Here is a 16231-nt window from a genome sequence, read left to right as displayed (position 1 = left end):
GCTCCACCTCAATAATTTCTGAATTTGGGTGCCGGTTTCGGAAGATTCGTCCGGATATGCCAGGCTGCATATTCCTTCCACGCCGCGTCAAACATGGCAGCGTCATTGTTGTAGCGCTCCGTTTCTTGGTTTGCGATATCCACCTTAGCGCGGAGATAATTGATATAGACGTCCTGGAACCGGTCCGGCACCGTCAGTTCGCGCTCCATGTCCTCATCAGTAAATGGTTTAAATTCAATATCATATCCCTGGGACCGGTTCACTACCTGGTCCAGAACCTGTCCTTCGATTTCATTCAGCCAGCCGACCATCATTTCCAGATCGTACTGCTGCCCGATCAGCACTGTTATCGTTTCTATTAATTTTCCTACTTTCATGTCACCCTCCTTTTTGCTATCCTAACATTTACGCGATCGTTTTGTTTGCATAGCAAAAGCGGCAGGATGGCCCGCCACTGATGGAATCGTATGAAAGAATGGCAATAAAAAAGGACCACTAACTCAATGCAGTTAATGGTCCTCACAAGGTTATGACAACAATAGGACTCGAACCTATATTTATGGGCGTAGATAAAACATAATCATACCATTTCGCATAACTCGAATAAATGAATCGAACATTTACATTATGCTTCTTACTATATCCCATTGCCTTACCCTTTGGCTATGTTCTTGTATATACATTTTACCACTACGCAGTTCCGGATGCCAATAGTGATTTAAAAGGCTTTCACGTATACACCAATCTTTCCGATCTAGGACTTTTAAACGATGTTACAGTAAATGATATATTATCAAAGATGTCTAAACCATCAATAGGAATCTTTTATGTTTTAAATGATAACATTAAAAACCTCCCTATAACAACACAGGCAAATTTAATGATATTGAAGGGCGAAGGTCCTAGCGATGTCATTGAGCGTTCAATCTGGACAGGACAGACGTATTTTGGAAAATACGGAGGTACTAATAAAGTGGAATCTTGGGTACTAATGTCATGATTTTATAAGATAGACTCCGTCAAACCATATATATTTACCATTTAATACCACGGGACAGCCCATGTTGATTGACCTATAATAAATTGACCTGTATAAATTTTCGGCATATTATCCGGATAATATTTAACAGTAACGTATCCATCGGCGTGGTGGAAAAATTCGATATATCCCCATAGTGACGCGTTAGATGGTCTGTCAGCATATTCAACATTTGCAAAACCGAAACCGCCGGTATGAATTCCTTTGGTTTGAATCATAAATGATATGTCGTTTATTAACGATGATGATGTCCTGTTTTTAAAATCTCCGATGCGCTGATACAAGGAATTCACGTACTCTTTATCATTGGATATTTTATTTTCTATTCCCGCAAAATCACTATTAACGTACAAAAGGCCGGAAGTTTTTCCGACCTTTTTTCATTTACGCTGCAATACCTGGATACTGCAGTGCCCCATCCTGATCCGGTGTGAGAGTTACCGGCTCGGTGACCATACGACCTTTTTTGTCCAGGTAATACCACTTACCACTGACAGTCTGCAAGCCCTTGACCATAGCGCCATCAGATCCAAGATAATACCAGTCACCACTGTAGCGGTACCAGGTGTCATGGACCATCATTCCAGCGCCATCAAACCAGTACCACTTATCCTCATCCCGGTACCAGGCGTTGACCACATGCTTGCCGCTGCCATCCCGGAAGTAAAACCGCCAGCCACCGTCCTCCTGCTGCCAGCCAGTCTTGACCGTCTCCGGCACCCAGGTAGCGATAAATTCTTCCGGTGTGCCGTACTTCTGGATCAGCGCGGTAGGCGTGCTTCCCCAGTCCGGAAGATACAGGTGTGGCTTGTCCACGATGCTCTTCCAGTCACCGCCCCAGGCAAGGCCCAGCTTCTTGCCGATCTCTGCCGCGCGCCGGAAGTGCCCCTGGCTGTCGTTATATGCATCGTCGGAGATCTTGCCATCCCCATCGATGTCCATCTTGAGGTAGAAGTCAAAGGCAATGCCCCACTGGTGCTGCGAGCGGTAGCTGCTGCCCTTGGCGTTGGTTACGATGTTACCAGGCTTTGTGCGGCCCTGAGCATAAAGAGCGTCCTGCTCCGTTGCAGTGCGCAGGGTTTCGCTGATGGCTACGGTGATGCCCTCGGTGGCGCAGGCTTTCATCCAGGCGGATGCAATGCGCTGAAGGCGCGGGTGACAAAGCGAAATGTCTCTCATGGTATCACTCCTTTACTCTGCAAACATCCAGTCGTCTGCCAACATATCAGCCTGTGATGCAAGCCATCCCATCTGTACGCCACTAGTTCCAACAAACGCGATTGCTTTGTTTCCGATAGCTTCGTGATTGCAATTTACAATCTCACCGTCAGCCGCTTTGTAGGAGATTGCTGTTGCTAACTGGATATATTGTTTTTTCCCATTCCATCCCTGTCGTGCCACCTTCAATCCTCGTTTAAGATACCGGATGGCATCTGCAAATGAAAATGCAGCAATGCCGCCAAGTACCGGACAGTTACTTTCATCAGCAATCACCCACTCATCCGATTGCATGTTCAGCATGGTGTATTCAACACGCTGCGTTTCCCTGATATCCAGGAGCTCGCCCTTATCAGAATCCTGTGGTCTGCACTGAATCATGATTGTTTCCTTCTCCGGATCCCAGTACCAGTATCCTCCCCAGCCTGGAAGTTTTACCTTTGCACCCTGTTTCATGGCTTTAAATGCTTCTGTAAAATTCATGAAATACTCCCTCCTACTCTTCGTAAATGACAGTCAGACCATATGCTACTGCTGCATCATGCTCTAACCGACAGCCTCGCGTCTGTTCCCAGCCCTTGCAAAAGTAAACTGCGTGACACAGAGACATTTTTTCTAAACTCTTTGCCAAGAAGCAAAGCGGAATCTGTACCACACCACGCTCCTTCATGCGCTCATTATTGTACCACTCATCAGTAAAGAAAGTGTTTACGACCTCATATCCTTTTGCTTCCAGTGCTTTGATTGCCTTTTCTCTGGTTGCTTTGATTTCTTCTTCACTTTTTCCAGCCATCGGCTGAGATAACATTGCTTTCATCATGATTTTTTCCTTCTTTCTTTTTACATGTTGGGCAGATCACTCCGCTCCTCGACTAATTTTTTCACAATTTTGTTGTACGATACTTTTAATCCACCGCTGTTAGTTTCTACGACCGTTGTCGGGTCATAGATGGTGAGAGCACGGTAAGCGGCAATGTCGGTTTCTGAGAGTGAGGTCTCAATTGGATCAGATAGAATATAAGCAACATCGGCAGGAACATTATCGAGCGTCAAATTCTCATAGTATAGAACTAGTGCATTATACGCTCCACTTGCACGAACACCCTCTGTTCCATAGGCTGCATTTTTGGAATGCGTTGCAATATTGCACAAACATTCTGTATGCTCCCTAGACATATTTTGAATATCACCTGCCATATGTCTATATCCACTATGTGTGCTAGATGAAGCTCCTTTTTTAAAAACAACATTTACATGCTTAATCCGTTGACGATACACTCCACGTTCAAAGTCAAGTTCATCGCAGACCCATTGTTGACCAAATTGGTCGGTATAGTTACCATTTACGGAAACCGGAATGCCTGGAAGACCATTTGGTGCGAAAGTGTAAGAAGTTGAACCTTTGTATGGTTCGTAAGATGTCGCTTTAGATCCATATTCAAGTTGGATATTGGTTAATTCAACTGTGCGCGTTAAGCCAATACCTTCTGTCTCAACTCTTAGAAAGATACCAATGTAAGTATCAGATATAAACGTTGCAGAAATAGTTGTTTCATTTGTGTTTGGAGATATTGTTTGATAAACAATATTATTATCTGAATTTGGAAATTTTCCATCAGGCGTTGTAACAATACAAAGTGCTTGCTGTGTATCTTTAGACGTCGTTTCTGTTTGTTTATATGTACACGAAAATGTAACAGTTTCTCCTTTTACTGGGCTAAGAAATGATGCGTGTACCCATCCGTTCTTTGCTGTAACCGTTACTTTGTTCTGCGTGTTTCTTACAGTTCCACTCCAACCAAATGCACCCCATTGAATTGATGAATCGTATATATTTTTACCTCGCACAGTAAAATTACCCAACGCACTCTGAATCTCCTGCGGGTAATCCGGTGATGGAGACGGCTTACCGCCGGTGTATGGCTCCCAAGATTTAGCCACAGTTCCTTCACAGATCATAAGTCCTTTAATAATCGCTGTGTATGTACCTGCTTTAACAGTTTCAGACGCGTTTTCAACCAAAAAGAGTCTTATTCTACAATTTTTTGCGTCTAATGGAATAGTTACTGTTATTATCTTTGACGCAGTATTAATTTGATAATATTTGGTTCCCCCATTAAGATCGTACATAATTCCACATACAGCAGTTTCATTTGGAACATTACTATTCCATTCATCATGAGACATTGTTATTGTTTTTCCAACTAAAATGTCTGCATCGATTAATGCATTTGAGTATACTTTGCTGCTGTCAGAAGCGTCTTTTTCAATTGTCGAAGTTAATTCGATTGAATAATTGTTTACTATTTTAACTGAAACCCTATTATCTTTTTGAAACGAATTGATGTCAATTAACTGCGCCCCTGTCGTTGTCACCTGCGTGGATTTGCCATATAATATCAGACCTCTCAGTTTTCCACCTGCGCACTTTTCCAACACTATACGTCTTCCCGTTATGGTTGCTGTGATAACATTCGGTCCACGCTTCATGTTGTAAAGCCGACCATGTTCTAATCCAATAAAGCCCATTCCTATGATGGTATCTTTTCCTACCATTCGAGACACTGGACCTCAACTCCCTTCTCGCTGTCTGTCATTGGAATGATGGTAACAACGCCTCGTGCCGGATCCTGAACCTGACTTCCAGAAAGTCCGGATATAATCTGACTGCAGTTCTCCGGAATCAGTATTCCTTTTTCTTTACTTGCCCCCCCACCGAATGATACATAAATATCTCCGTCAGTTAAATTTTTCACCAGATATACATTCGCAAATACATCGAATTTCATTACGATTGGTGTATTCGCTACTGTTGCCTGTCTTTTAAAGATAAGTTCCATGACTATACCTCTCATTCATTTTTTAACTGCTTCATGGCCTGGTGCACTCCGGTTGCTGCCAGACCGGACACAATGCCGATTGCTGCCGCGTTGATCACATCCGCTGCAGGATAGTCCGGCATCACATACATACCAACTACGCCCAGGATACCGCCGGTCACTCCGCATACCACCGGGATGACTTCGTCATTAACCTTGGCAGATGCCTTACAAGCCATGCCTCCCAGATAACACACCACCGTTATTGCCGCTACGCTGGCAATGCCAAAATCCATCATATCTTAATCCTCTCTTTCTGCTGGCCCATATTCCAGGGCCAGACATCTGTTATAAAGTTCCTCTCCAGTTCCATTGCCACCCAAAGCTTTGTACGGTTTGAACATATACTCCAGGTTGTCCCGGTCTCCCACCGTACAGTATCCACGGCTTATGTAAAACTGGCACGCCTGGTAAAGGCGGTCATGGAGCAGAGCCAGTACTGCTGCGTTAATAGCCTGGTTCTTTACCACTTCGGTCTTTAATCGCTTCGATAAACCGCGATATGCCGCGAACAGAGCTCCGGAGATAGCCGCAAACAGCCATTCTATCCAATGTGCGGCTATATACTGAAAAATCAGTGCTACCATCATAAATCTCCTTTACTCGTGATCGCACTCCTTATGTCCTGGTCCGCCCTGCACATGTCTCGGCTCTGCATGATCTGCAGTGCCCGGAGTGCTGTCCTTGCTGTACTCGTGATCTGGGCCGGTGCTTAAGGCCTCATTGTGCGGTTCCGGGGTCGGTACTCCGGTTGCCGGGCCATAAGGGATGTTCGGGGTTTCGGTTCTGTGTTTGATACTCATATGTAGTCCTTTCTTCCAACTATCGGGTGGCACCGTTTAAAACGTTTTCAACATCTGCTCTAATCTTTTTTGGTACAGCATCGAGAGCAATTCTACCCTTGCGCACCAAATCTGCATACACTCTTGCCATTATGCCTCGCCTCCTTCATAGAGTTCTACAATGGCCATCTGAGCGTTGGTCATCTCTTCTTCCAGAGATTTATAAGCCTCTCTGAGATCCGGAAGCCGAAACTCTGCAATCATCACTGGGCCAGTCACATCCTTGTAGGTGTAGATCGGGTTGCCACCCTCATCAGTTCCGGTCTCTTCTTTTTCTGTACCAATCACATAATCAGACTGTCTGGTCATGCGGCCGGCATATACCAGATCTCTCCGAGATGCCAACGGTTCTCCGACATCGTCCAGGAGCATGATCGAGGTTGCGGCAGATACAGCAGCCTCAGCTTCTTCAAAGGTTGCTTCGCCTGGCTGAAAGACAATGCGACCGCCGTCCTGCTGCAGCTGGTAGCCATTCGCTACTAATTCAAATAACGAATCATTAAACTTGATTTTTTCCATATGATTTTCTCCTTTCTTTTAAAAGTTTGGTCCTAGAATAGTGATTTGAATGCAAAAACACCTACGCTTCAGGAACGATATCTTACTGCTGATACCCAGACATTATCTTCTGATTCAACAACTACATTATGGGATAGCGAGGTCACAATTCCATTTGACTGTATCATGATTGGGAATTGGAAGGTTTTATGTAAATCTTCGGATGCTAATGCAAGCTTTTACTATATGGTAAAGAATGCATACGTTCAAGGAAGAGAGCAGTGGGACGGAACTGTTCAAACAGATAATACAATAAATATATTTGTAATGAACAAATTTACCAAAGGGACAACTCTTAGCGTTTCTGTTCAGGGCAATTGTAGCATCCGAGGTAACAATATCTCTCTGACACGATATAATTTTACCTTTATTCCACTGTAGTTAGGTCAGGCCGGTCATTACACTTATAGTAAGTTAGTTAAATTGCCGTACAACAGTGCCATCCATTCCATACCAAGCATTTGCGTTATATGAATATATGTAGAGTTTACTGCCACCTTCACAAGCAAGGCAAATAGTATACATTTCTTTGTCGACTTTTATAATTAAGAAGCTCCATGTACCGCTTTTTCCAGTGGGATTATATAATTCGCTAGGATTATGTGCCCATGAGTACAATGTACCTTTTTGGCAGTTTTCAATTTTTTGCCGTATTGTTGTTCCACTCGGCTGTGTTAATAAAGATATTTTTGTGGCATCAATCCTATTAAAAAAATCACTATTTAACGCCGCTAACCCCGCCACAACATCACTCATTCCGTTCGGAAGATCTCCGGTTCCAAGCTTCTGCTGTAACGCATATACAGCAGCGGAACTGGCTGCTTTTGTTGCATCGTTGACCAACTGGCTGACAACATCGCTCTTCAACAGTAGCTTTGTCGCTATCTTTTCTGCCACCGCATCAATCAAAGCCTGTGCATTCACCTGCTGCGCTCCTGCTTGTCCTAGTAATCCCTGTGCATCAGCAGCCACCAGTTCATTGATACTCTGAACCCCTCTGAAAAACAGCGTCCAGTTTTCCCCTTCCTGCGGAACTGATGCAGTCCCGTCAATCTTACATCTCCATATTGCGTTCTGGTACTTTACCAGGTCATTTTCCTGGTAAGTCGTTCCGGATGAATATTCCCCACGATCCATGAGTGGTGCAATGCTGTCAGCATAGATTTTTGCAAGATCAGCCTGCTCCTTCGCACTTTCCGCGCGTTTTTTTGACTGTTCGCTCCAATACATAGCATTGTCATTCGTTTGTGCGGTATATCCTTTCTTTCCGTGCGCCCATGCTTCCGCCAAATCCGCTGATGATCCTGCACTTGTTGCTGCAGTCTGTGCTGTTTTTACCGCCTCAGTCGTTGTCTGAATTGCCGTCTCAGCTTTACTTGTTGCATTATTCGCCCGCGACACCGCTTCTTTGCTCTTCAAGAGCAGATCTTCCATTTTTTTCTCGTGCTCTTCAAGCTCTGTCATGCCGCTTGCATGTGACGGGGTGTTCACAGAAGACTGTACATACAGGGCTGCTGCATTGCTTCCCCACTTCACCGTACCGGCATCATCAATCGCCCTCAACGATATCCATACTGTGCCTGGATGTGCTACGTTTGTTGCTGCCACCGTCCATGCAAGTATCATACTGTCTTCGCGTTCTTCCTTTTCCAACTTACAGGTATCGTATATCTCTCCCTGGTACATCAGATCCAAACGAAAAGCCAGGTGAGATATGTCTATCCCACCTGGCGCTTTTTCTACCCGGAATTGACGCACCTCAGAATTGTTATCGTAATCTGTACCGATCACCCGTTCCCCTTCTGGAACGATCAGTGTTCGGTTCCTTACTGTTATCACAAGTGCGCCCTCCTTTTATTTCGGATCCCGATAAGTCAGCTCGTCCATTTTCTGAGCAGCCACCATCAGCTGATCGTCTGCATTGTCCAGCACCTCGGCCACCTCTTCTGGAATCTCAACATCGACTCCACGTTTGATGGTATATGCTTTTCCGTTTACGCAGACAAACACATCCGCCTGGTATTTGTCATTATCCTTGAACAGCCGCCGCTTTACCATTTTCTCTTTCGGTACCGCCGGTGCATCTTCCGCATTACTCTCTACAGTAATTTCAACCGCAGTTTCATTCTCTTCTGCAACGTCCAGATTTACGCTCTGATTTTCTGTTTTTTTCCCAGCCATATGCCCTCCTTAGTTCGCTGCTCCATCGCTGTAGGTTGATCCGGTCTCTACGCGTACCATGTACTCATTCGACAGAATCTCAGTAACCTTCGTGGCCTTCCAACCAATGGTTGCTCTCTGATTCAGAGGATCCGCAGTCCCGGCAGATCCAAGCTGCTTCACAATGGTCTGAAGTCCTGCGCCCTCGATCTTGGTCGTCGCATACGCATTTGCGCCGAAGAACAGGGTAGAGTATACATCAATCTTAGTCGCATCGCTGCTGCTCTTTGCTGCCCCAGCTTTTGCAAAGATCTTTGCCTCCGTAGTCTCTATAAAGCGCACACCTGCGAGCTTACCGATTTCGCCTTCAAAAATTTCTTCCGGTTTTGCATACTTGTGCACATCAATCCAGTTTGGGTCTTCGGTCAGGTCGAACGCAACGTCTGGATGAATGATGGCCCAGTATGAACCGTCAATCTTGGACGCGAGCTGCTTTTTCAGAGTACGGACAGCCATCTTTACGGCTCTTACGGTCAGTTTGTGTTCTGTTTTCAGTGCTGCTCTGGAAGATACCTGGCCTTCTGCATACTGCACATTGGTTCCGGCGTTTAAGACCTCTCTGGAAATGGTGTCCAGCGAGGTTCCTGCCTGGCCGCCGATCAGGTCAGTGGTTTCCACGATGGTGTTATCAATAGTCGTCATCTGCAGCACATCGGATACGGTTACATAGTTGCCGTACTGCTTCACTTCTGCCTCGATCTTGGTTACAGAAAGGCTCTGGCCGTCCGGAGTAACACCTTCAGTCAGCGGAGTGAGAGACTTGCCGAGCTGTACATACTTTCTAAACTCGATTTTCTTACCGCCGTTTCGCGGAATGTCACGCTTCTGCGCCCATCTGTCATGTACCAGGAGTGGGGATGCGTTCTCAATCAGGTTTTTATCGTAGAACGTCTTCATCTCCGCGGACAGCGTACTCTGAGTGGTTACGTTAGTGTTCGGATTTGCATCAAACATGTGCAGATCCAGTACGAACGGAATATCCGCCGCATAAGTCATGCTTTCTAAATACATTTGTCCTCCTTAAAGGCTTACCTCTCCGGACAGAACTTTTTTCTTCAGATCCGCGAACTCTGCCCTGGACATTCCCATTATATCCATCTGGCTCTTTGCGGCCGGGCTGCTGCCAGCTGCTCCTTCCACCGGTCTTGATGCTCCGGCTCTTACAGTATCAGCCACCCGTTTCTTTGTCTCCTGCTCTGATCTGGTGATTAAGCCCTGTGTAATATCGTCAAAATGCGTGACCCGGTATGCAGTGATTACATCACATCCGGCTCCCAGCATCTTTGCGAAGTTTTCATTGTTCTCAATTTCGAATCGAATATCAAAATCAGGATAAAGGTTCTTGCACTGCTCTGTTTCCGCATCCCAGCGCGCCCAGGTCTGCTCCTCCTGCCGGAGGTTTTCCGCCCGCCTCTGTGCCTCTTCCATAGCTTTGTTCTGTGCCTGCAGATTCATAAATTCTTTATACTTTTCCACCGGCATGCCGGCTTCCAGAGCCTTTTCTTCGTAGTAGGCGCTGTCTGCATTGATTGCATTGATCATGCCGTCTACATCCGATGCATCCGTGCCATATTTGGCAGCAATCACCTGCATAATCCTTCCCTGAGAATCCAGCTGCTGCTGCATGCGGTTCATTGGTGCAAATCTTCTGTCTACCTGTTTTTTGACATCCTCTCCGTACAGATCCTTGTACTGTTCCTTGAATTTCTTATAATCAGCCTTACGCTGTTCTTCCGGCGTAAGCTGATTGGACTGTTCGCCTTCCTGTTCTCCAGACTGCGTTCCTTCTGTCTGCACTGCTGTTCCCCCCGCCTGCGTTGCGGTTCCTCCTGCCTGTGCTGTACTTCCTGCTGCAGGTGCGCCTCCTGCTGCCGCGCCTCCGTCGAACATATGTAAATCAAGTTTGTACATGTTACCTCCCTCCGGTCTCTCCCGGGTGTCTATATTCACGGTCTCTCCCGAGTGTCTGTCACGGTCTTTCCCGAGTGTCTGATACGACATTATCACATGTCAAGAATTTTTGTTTGCACAGCAACGTTATCCTTCTTGACATGTATAAGATACATTCTCCGGGTATGCCTCCTGAAGCATCCGGAAGCCACTCATAGCTACAGCCATTCGATTTTTTATTAACCCCTTCTGCTCTTCTCTGTAATGAGCTTTCAAAAATAAATTACCCCTTTCCAGTTTTGCCACAGCGCGAATATCTGGCGTATGAAACATTGCATCTACCAATGCCTGCCCCATAGCCGACGCCGCAGAGCAAACGACATCATTCCCATCCATCTGATAGCATGCATGCCCCTCCATAGATAATTTCATGGTATCCGGTCCGATATTAATCACAATATTTGTCATGACTGCACCTCCGTTGCACTGCTCACCCGCTGACGTGCCTTCCCCTGCGTGCTGTTATCTGTATTCATAGCTCTGCCAAGAGAATCTGTTTTTATCTGCTGCCCTGCATCCGTATTGATGGCCGTCATGTCCGGCCCCGGTACCCCCTGCTCCTGTAGCGTCTGCATGATCGAGGTGTCCCCTGTCGTTTTCGCGATCAATGCCGCCATCTGCATCATGGTCCCCTGCATCTGCTGCATTTGCTGGTACATGGTACCGTTCCGCTCGATCATCTGGATCACTTCATCTCTGCGGTCAAAATCCATCATCCTGAGCACGCACAGAGCCTGATCGGCCATCTGAGGGTTGAATACTCCAAGTCCATAAAGCTCTTTTGCCAGCTCGTTTTGAGCTATCCTAGAATACGGGCTTGCTTTCTGCGCAGATATCTTGATATCAAACACCGGGCGACGAATAGATAAATCATCACCAATTCCCGGCATAGCCTGATCTTTCAATCCTTGATTAGTCAGCTGTACATATTCCGCAGCGCCATTTTCCTTCGTGATCCGGTAGCACCTTGGAAGGTCGTAGAATTGCCGTATCAGTTCCACCGTAAGTTCCACAATCTCCTGGTATGCCGTATAGGTCCCTTTAATCATATCGCGGCTCAGTTTGCTCCCAGCCTCCTGTAATGCCGCGATAGCCGATGCTGCTGTCACGCCGCTGCTTGTAGAGCCTTGGGAAAAATCCCTGTTTCCACTCGTTTCCTTCAGCTCATTGACCTTTGCATCCCTCTGGTTGAATACGATATCCCCGATCACAGGTGGCTCAATCTGCCGGATGGATTGATCCGATACATCATTCCCCGATGTGTGCACAATGTCATTCGACAGATTCGTGAACTCATCTTCGTTGATGTTTGCTGATCCAGTCACGAAATAACGCGGCTTATTCATCAGCGCATTTTTCATGATGACCTGATCCAGGCGGTCAATGTACTCCTGCGGATTTACCATGACATCCAAATATCCGAAACCAGCAGGAGATCCTTTTTCCGGGAACTGCACGTCAAAAACAAATGGGTACTTGCCGTGATTGTACCATCCATCCATTGCATATTCCGGATCATCCTCTGAAGCATACAGTACAATGTCATTCACGAATTTACAGTAATGCAGGATAGTCCTGCTGCCTCCGGTTTCCGTCTGAAATACATGTTTATAATACCAGTCAAACACCATGACTTTATCGGTGGTGTCCATATTCTCCTCGTAGAGGTATTTAGGACGGTCTGCCAGATTCCCAGCTGTGATCTGATCGGCAACATCCGGATACTGTTCCTTCAGCAGATCTGCATCTACCACCTCTGTCACAAAGATATTTCTGGACTTCTGGATATCCTCAATTCCAGGCTGCCAGGTGATGTTCAACACATCGACACTGCTAACTTCAATATCTCCCAGGCCGTTCTCTTTGGATGGATTCCACATCACAGCATACACCGCTGTCCCAATCTTTGGTTTATCCCAGCAGTTTGCATTATAGGTCTTTGCAAAACCATTGTTTTCTAGGATAACCGGCACAACCTCTGATAACAGCTTTGCTGTTTCTTCGTCCGATGCCTCCCGCGGCAGAATAGCCGGGCAAGGGTAGTTGTCAATAAAATCTGCATGCTTGTTAATCAGCGAGTTAAATAACCAGGCACTAACCGGCTTCAAATCCGTATCTTTGTCTCCTCCCTGGAAGCGCTCCCAGTGGTTATTTTTCCACCATTCTTCCGCATTGATGACTCGCTGCTGAAACGCTTCAAGGCCGCTTCGATATTTTTTATATGTTTCATAGGCCTTCCGGACCTGCTCCGGACCTACTTTGCGTCCATCTTCCATGCTTCCTCCTAAATTCTGATTATTCTATGTGCTTTCTTTCGCTCTTCCGCAAAAAGATCCAGCGGATCCTCCAACGGAATTTCTTTCTTCACGCTGCGCCGCATCGGAATCGGATGCTGCATGAATACATACCGGCATTCATCGTAAATATGGTCTTCCTGCGTGGTGTCGATATCCTCCACATTTTTCTCATCATAGACCAGATTCGGAATCGTCCGGATGAAGTTCTTGCATGTATTGAACACGTAAAACTTTGGAATTCCATTCTCATCAAATGCCAGGCGGTAATGATACTGCATTTTTCCCGCAATGCGGTGGTTATCACCACCAGACCAGTACACTCCTTTTTCCGCCATCATATCGGCTACCGATTTTCCGCGGGACCGGTCAAAGATAGACGGATCCGCAATGCCGGTGATTTTCCGGCCCTTTAAATTCACGTCCGTCTCTTCAATCTGACGGATCATCTGCGCCTGTTCCGTAGGCTCCATTTGCGTTCCAACGTTTGGTGATCCCTCCACGCAACCGTAATACTCCCGGATGCGATAAATCGTTCCAGTATAGTCAATCGCATACCATCCGACCGAAAACGGCTTTGCATAACCGAAGTCGTATCCCCGCACGATTTCCCAACCGGACGGAATCTTAAACGGCTCAATCACATGCGTCCACTGGCGTGTCTCATAGTTCTCTGGATCATTTTTCCATTCCGTGAACACCTGCCCCTCAAAGGAATCCCAATCTCCATACAGCAGGGCATTGCGTTCTGCTTCCGGCATGATTGCTAGGCTCGCTAGGTATCCCGGGTCATTTTCCAGCAGCGCAGGATTATCGAACACGCTACTTGGGATAAAGATTCTGTCTTTTGACAGTTTAATTTCTTTTCCCTTCGGGTCATGGATCACAACATCTGTCACAACTCTGGTTCCAGGTGTTGTGATTGATACAAACCTGCTTTTTACCCATCCATGGCCAATGCCTCCAGGGTTTGCAGTGGCCCGTACATACACCTCTGTCCCCGGACCGGAAGGTCTCGCTCTGGAAAACAGGTATGTATATTGTTTTTCCGTGAAATGAGTCAGCTCGTCAAATCCAATAAAATCAAAGTGTCGACCCTGATATTTCAGCCTGTCCTGTTCGTACTGCATGGCTGCGAAATATATCTTTGCGCCGCTTGGAAACTTCCAGACATGCCCTGACTCGTTGTATCTTGCCCGCGGATACGCCGCTTTATAAAGTTCCCTGGACCGGTCAATCAAGTCCACCAACTGCGGATATTCCCGCCGGAAGACAATGCCGCGGTAGAACCGGTTGTTTACCTGCCGCAGGGCTTCTGCAACAAGATAATCACTTTTTCCACCTCCTGCTGCCCCGCCGTACAATGCCTCATATTCCGGTCGGCTCATCATTTCCTGCTGTTTTGGCTGCGGACACCACAAAACTTTTCTTGGATCCGGCAAATCCGCTCCCTGATTAGTTTTTTTCGTTCTGACCGGCATTGATTTCCTCCTTCATCTGGTTCACCTGGCGTGGTGTCAGAATGATAAGATTCTCCTGCGGCCCTTCATCGTTTGGATTATCCAAAATCTTATCTCGCCACTCTTCCGGCATCTTATTACGCAGCCAGAATGAAATTGCCTTGAAATCTGGCTCGATATATACATCTTCCTCGCCGGTTTCCAAATATTCTTCCTCTGACATCTTTTTCCCATTGTTGTCATACTGTGTTTTTTTGAGTTTAAACAGTTTTCTCACCTTTACAGTACCGCCCTGCGTCAGCCGGAACAACGCATTTTCGACCTGGCGGTTTGCTATTTCTTTTCCTGTCTTCAGCGCATCCCTGATTGACTGGTGTTTTTTCTTCCACTCATTCAGCGTGGATCTGCTGATCCCGATATGCTTCGCTATCCGTTCATCACTCAGGCCAGCCCTGGCCCATGCCTGGAGTACCGCAAGCCGGTTCTCATCGTTCGCCCACTCCTCCCATCTTTGTCTTGCCACCTTCTCACCTGCCTTTTCTGGTGAGTATAGCAGTTAGGGTAAATTTTTGTTTGCACAGCAAAAAGCCCCCGACGACCGCCGAGGGAATGTACGATTTTGTCCAGTTTTTCCACGTCAAATAAAGAGGCCCTGATGGTCTCTCTACTATCTACGCGCGCGCCCGCATATGTGCGCACGCCAAAATGTGCCCGGATGTCCGGTCACTCATTGTACTTTACAGCTTTTATAAATTTGTAATACAGGCAGTCCTGGTAGGTATCCATGCAGAACATCTCATGATATGCTTTTTCGTCCAGGTATGACGCGAAGAGAAGCTGATTCTTTACGCCGAATCCATCATTCTTCATGACGTTTTCGCAAGTTATGGTTGCCTGCGCCCTCCCCTTTCTGGAATGGCATTCATAGAACGGGCACAGACATTGATGCTGTCTTGGCACGATCACCGCCTCCTCTCTTTTTCGTAGCGGATCATAGTGTATTCCTGGAATGGGTATCCCATGGCATCCACATCTGCAACAATGGATGTCTTATCAAGCACGTATCCCTCCTGTTCCAGGCTTTTCGGCACTGATGGTTCTTCCTTCCAGGATCCTGCATTGACCTGTTCTGTATGTACCTCTGGACGTTTCAGATTCCTGCTGCATGTCCAGCGCTGCTTCATCGGACTGTCCGATCTCTGGAATGTTTTTCTCGTCTCCTTGGTCAGATATTCTGCCAGATCATCAAATTCTTTATTCTGGTAGAGCGGGGTCAGATGGATCCCGCCCTCCTTCCAAATCTCCTGCAGCACACGATGGATTCCCGGAATATCACTGATCACAATGTGGTGGTGTATAGCCTTCGCCTCCCACTCAGTCACCATGATATATTTCAGCGGCACTCCTGCTGCTCTGTAAAGCTTCCGACATCTTTCAAAAAATTTCCTTAACAGCTTCCGGCAGCCTGTTGCATCCGGCCTTTTGTCTTTTGCGTAGGTCAGTACCAAGTGCCAGTCTCCTGCGCCGAAGTTCTCAATCATTAACATTTTCAGTTTTTTTACCGCGCGTCGCTCATTAGCTGCTGCCATCTGTTCTTTTGTCGGCTGCTTCCGTTCTCCCCGCGCCCGTTCCCCTTTTCCAGGGCACCGGAAGGTATGATACTTCCGAACCTCAATTCGATTCCCATATATTGTAGTCCGCTTCATGTACATTTTTCTGTCCTGCCCGTCTAAAGTTAATTGCTAAATCAAGTTTCAGGCGGGTCCTTCCC

At 46.6% G+C, this 16231-nt stretch carries 21 protein-coding genes; all 21 read right to left on the bottom strand.

All coding sequences use genetic code 11. From position 1 onward, the window contains the following. Positions 1-8: 8 nt before the first annotated feature. The 21 genes from ACMP1L_RS12680 to ACMP1L_RS12580 all read right to left on the bottom strand — a co-directional run bounded on the left by ACMP1L_RS12680 (position 9) and on the right by ACMP1L_RS12580 (position 16172). Positions 9-377: a hypothetical protein gene (locus tag ACMP1L_RS12680; protein WP_418453232.1), complete on the bottom strand. Its 369-nt coding sequence runs from the start codon at positions 375-377 to the stop codon at positions 9-11. Positions 378-1423: 1046 nt separating this feature from the next. Further along, on the bottom strand, positions 1424-2218 hold the full coding sequence (locus ACMP1L_RS12675) for a M15 family metallopeptidase (RefSeq protein ID WP_418453231.1): 795 nt from the start codon (positions 2216-2218) through the stop codon (positions 1424-1426). 12 nt (positions 2219-2230) lie between these two features. Then, positions 2231-2740 carry a DUF2829 domain-containing protein gene (locus ACMP1L_RS12670; protein ID WP_118542943.1) on the bottom strand — a complete coding sequence of 170 codons (510 nt, stop codon included), beginning with the start codon at positions 2738-2740 and terminating at the stop codon, positions 2231-2233. A gap of 13 nt (positions 2741-2753) precedes the next feature. Next, a complete protein-coding gene (locus ACMP1L_RS12665; protein ID WP_418453230.1) occupies positions 2754-3077 on the bottom strand; it encodes a DUF4406 domain-containing protein in 324 nt (107 codons plus the stop codon). A 20-nt stretch (positions 3078-3097) separates the two neighbouring features. Further along, positions 3098-4822: a hypothetical protein gene (locus ACMP1L_RS12660; RefSeq protein WP_418453229.1), complete on the bottom strand. Its 1725-nt coding sequence runs from the start codon at positions 4820-4822 to the stop codon at positions 3098-3100. After that, positions 4807-5097 (bottom strand): hypothetical protein, encoded by a 291-nt coding sequence (locus ACMP1L_RS12655; RefSeq protein WP_418453228.1) that lies wholly within the window; start codon positions 5095-5097, stop codon positions 4807-4809. Before ACMP1L_RS12655 ends, ACMP1L_RS12660 begins: the two co-directional genes overlap by 16 nt. 11 nt (positions 5098-5108) lie before the next feature. After that, entirely contained in the window at positions 5109-5372 is a 264-nt protein-coding gene (locus ACMP1L_RS12650) for a phage holin family protein (RefSeq protein ID WP_475544552.1), read from the bottom strand. A 6-nt stretch (positions 5373-5378) separates the two neighbouring features. After that, positions 5379-5726 carry a hypothetical protein gene (locus tag ACMP1L_RS12645; RefSeq protein WP_243025744.1) on the bottom strand — a complete coding sequence of 116 codons (348 nt, stop codon included), beginning with the start codon at positions 5724-5726 and terminating at the stop codon, positions 5379-5381. A 9-nt stretch (positions 5727-5735) separates the two neighbouring features. Beyond that, positions 5736-5939, bottom strand: coding sequence for a hypothetical protein (locus tag ACMP1L_RS12640; protein WP_418453226.1), 204 nt, complete (start codon positions 5937-5939; stop codon positions 5736-5738). A gap of 19 nt (positions 5940-5958) precedes the next feature. After that, positions 5959-6069 (bottom strand): CD1375 family protein, encoded by a 111-nt coding sequence (locus tag ACMP1L_RS12635; protein ID WP_418453225.1) that lies wholly within the window; start codon positions 6067-6069, stop codon positions 5959-5961. Continuing rightward, complete coding sequence (locus ACMP1L_RS12630) at positions 6069-6497, bottom strand: hypothetical protein (protein WP_418453224.1); 429 nt, start codon at positions 6495-6497, stop codon at positions 6069-6071. The genes ACMP1L_RS12635 and ACMP1L_RS12630 overlap by 1 nt, the downstream gene beginning before the upstream one ends. Before the next feature lie 453 nt (positions 6498-6950). Continuing rightward, on the bottom strand, positions 6951-8375 hold the full coding sequence (locus tag ACMP1L_RS12625; RefSeq protein WP_418453223.1) for a hypothetical protein: 1425 nt from the start codon (positions 8373-8375) through the stop codon (positions 6951-6953). Between the two features lie 15 nt (positions 8376-8390). Further along, positions 8391-8717, bottom strand: coding sequence for a hypothetical protein (locus tag ACMP1L_RS12620; RefSeq protein WP_418453222.1), 327 nt, complete (start codon positions 8715-8717; stop codon positions 8391-8393). Positions 8718-8726: 9 nt separating this feature from the next. After that, positions 8727-9767: a N4-gp56 family major capsid protein gene (locus ACMP1L_RS12615; RefSeq protein WP_418453221.1), complete on the bottom strand. Its 1041-nt coding sequence runs from the start codon at positions 9765-9767 to the stop codon at positions 8727-8729. A gap of 9 nt (positions 9768-9776) precedes the next feature. Further along, positions 9777-10667 carry a hypothetical protein gene (locus ACMP1L_RS12610; protein ID WP_418453220.1) on the bottom strand — a complete coding sequence of 297 codons (891 nt, stop codon included), beginning with the start codon at positions 10665-10667 and terminating at the stop codon, positions 9777-9779. A 126-nt stretch (positions 10668-10793) separates the two neighbouring features. Further along, positions 10794-11114: a ribosomal-processing cysteine protease Prp gene (locus tag ACMP1L_RS12605; protein WP_418453219.1), complete on the bottom strand. Its 321-nt coding sequence runs from the start codon at positions 11112-11114 to the stop codon at positions 10794-10796. Continuing rightward, positions 11111-12982, bottom strand: coding sequence for a portal protein (locus ACMP1L_RS12600; protein WP_418453218.1), 1872 nt, complete (start codon positions 12980-12982; stop codon positions 11111-11113). The genes ACMP1L_RS12605 and ACMP1L_RS12600 overlap by 4 nt, the downstream gene beginning before the upstream one ends. An 8-nt stretch (positions 12983-12990) precedes the next feature. After that, positions 12991-14481: a phage terminase large subunit gene (locus ACMP1L_RS12595; RefSeq protein WP_418453217.1), complete on the bottom strand. Its 1491-nt coding sequence runs from the start codon at positions 14479-14481 to the stop codon at positions 12991-12993. Continuing rightward, positions 14456-14983, bottom strand: coding sequence for a helix-turn-helix domain-containing protein (locus ACMP1L_RS12590; protein ID WP_418453216.1), 528 nt, complete (start codon positions 14981-14983; stop codon positions 14456-14458). The genes ACMP1L_RS12595 and ACMP1L_RS12590 overlap by 26 nt, the downstream gene beginning before the upstream one ends. 200 nt (positions 14984-15183) lie before the next feature. Continuing rightward, the gene (locus ACMP1L_RS12585; protein ID WP_418453215.1) at positions 15184-15420 is read right to left on the bottom strand and encodes a hypothetical protein; all 237 of its coding nucleotides are present in this window, start codon (positions 15418-15420) and stop codon (positions 15184-15186) included. A 2-nt stretch (positions 15421-15422) separates the two neighbouring features. Further along, on the bottom strand, positions 15423-16172 hold the full coding sequence (locus tag ACMP1L_RS12580; RefSeq protein WP_418453214.1) for a rolling circle replication-associated protein: 750 nt from the start codon (positions 16170-16172) through the stop codon (positions 15423-15425). Positions 16173-16231 lie beyond the last annotated feature (59 nt).

The sequence above is a fragment of the Ventrimonas sp. genome, assembly GCF_048380235.1.
GTDB lineage: Bacteria > Bacillota > Clostridia > Lachnospirales > Lachnospiraceae > Brotaphodocola.
The sequence above is the reverse complement of the archived record's forward strand: the minus strand, read 5'-3'. Positions and strand labels throughout refer to the sequence as shown.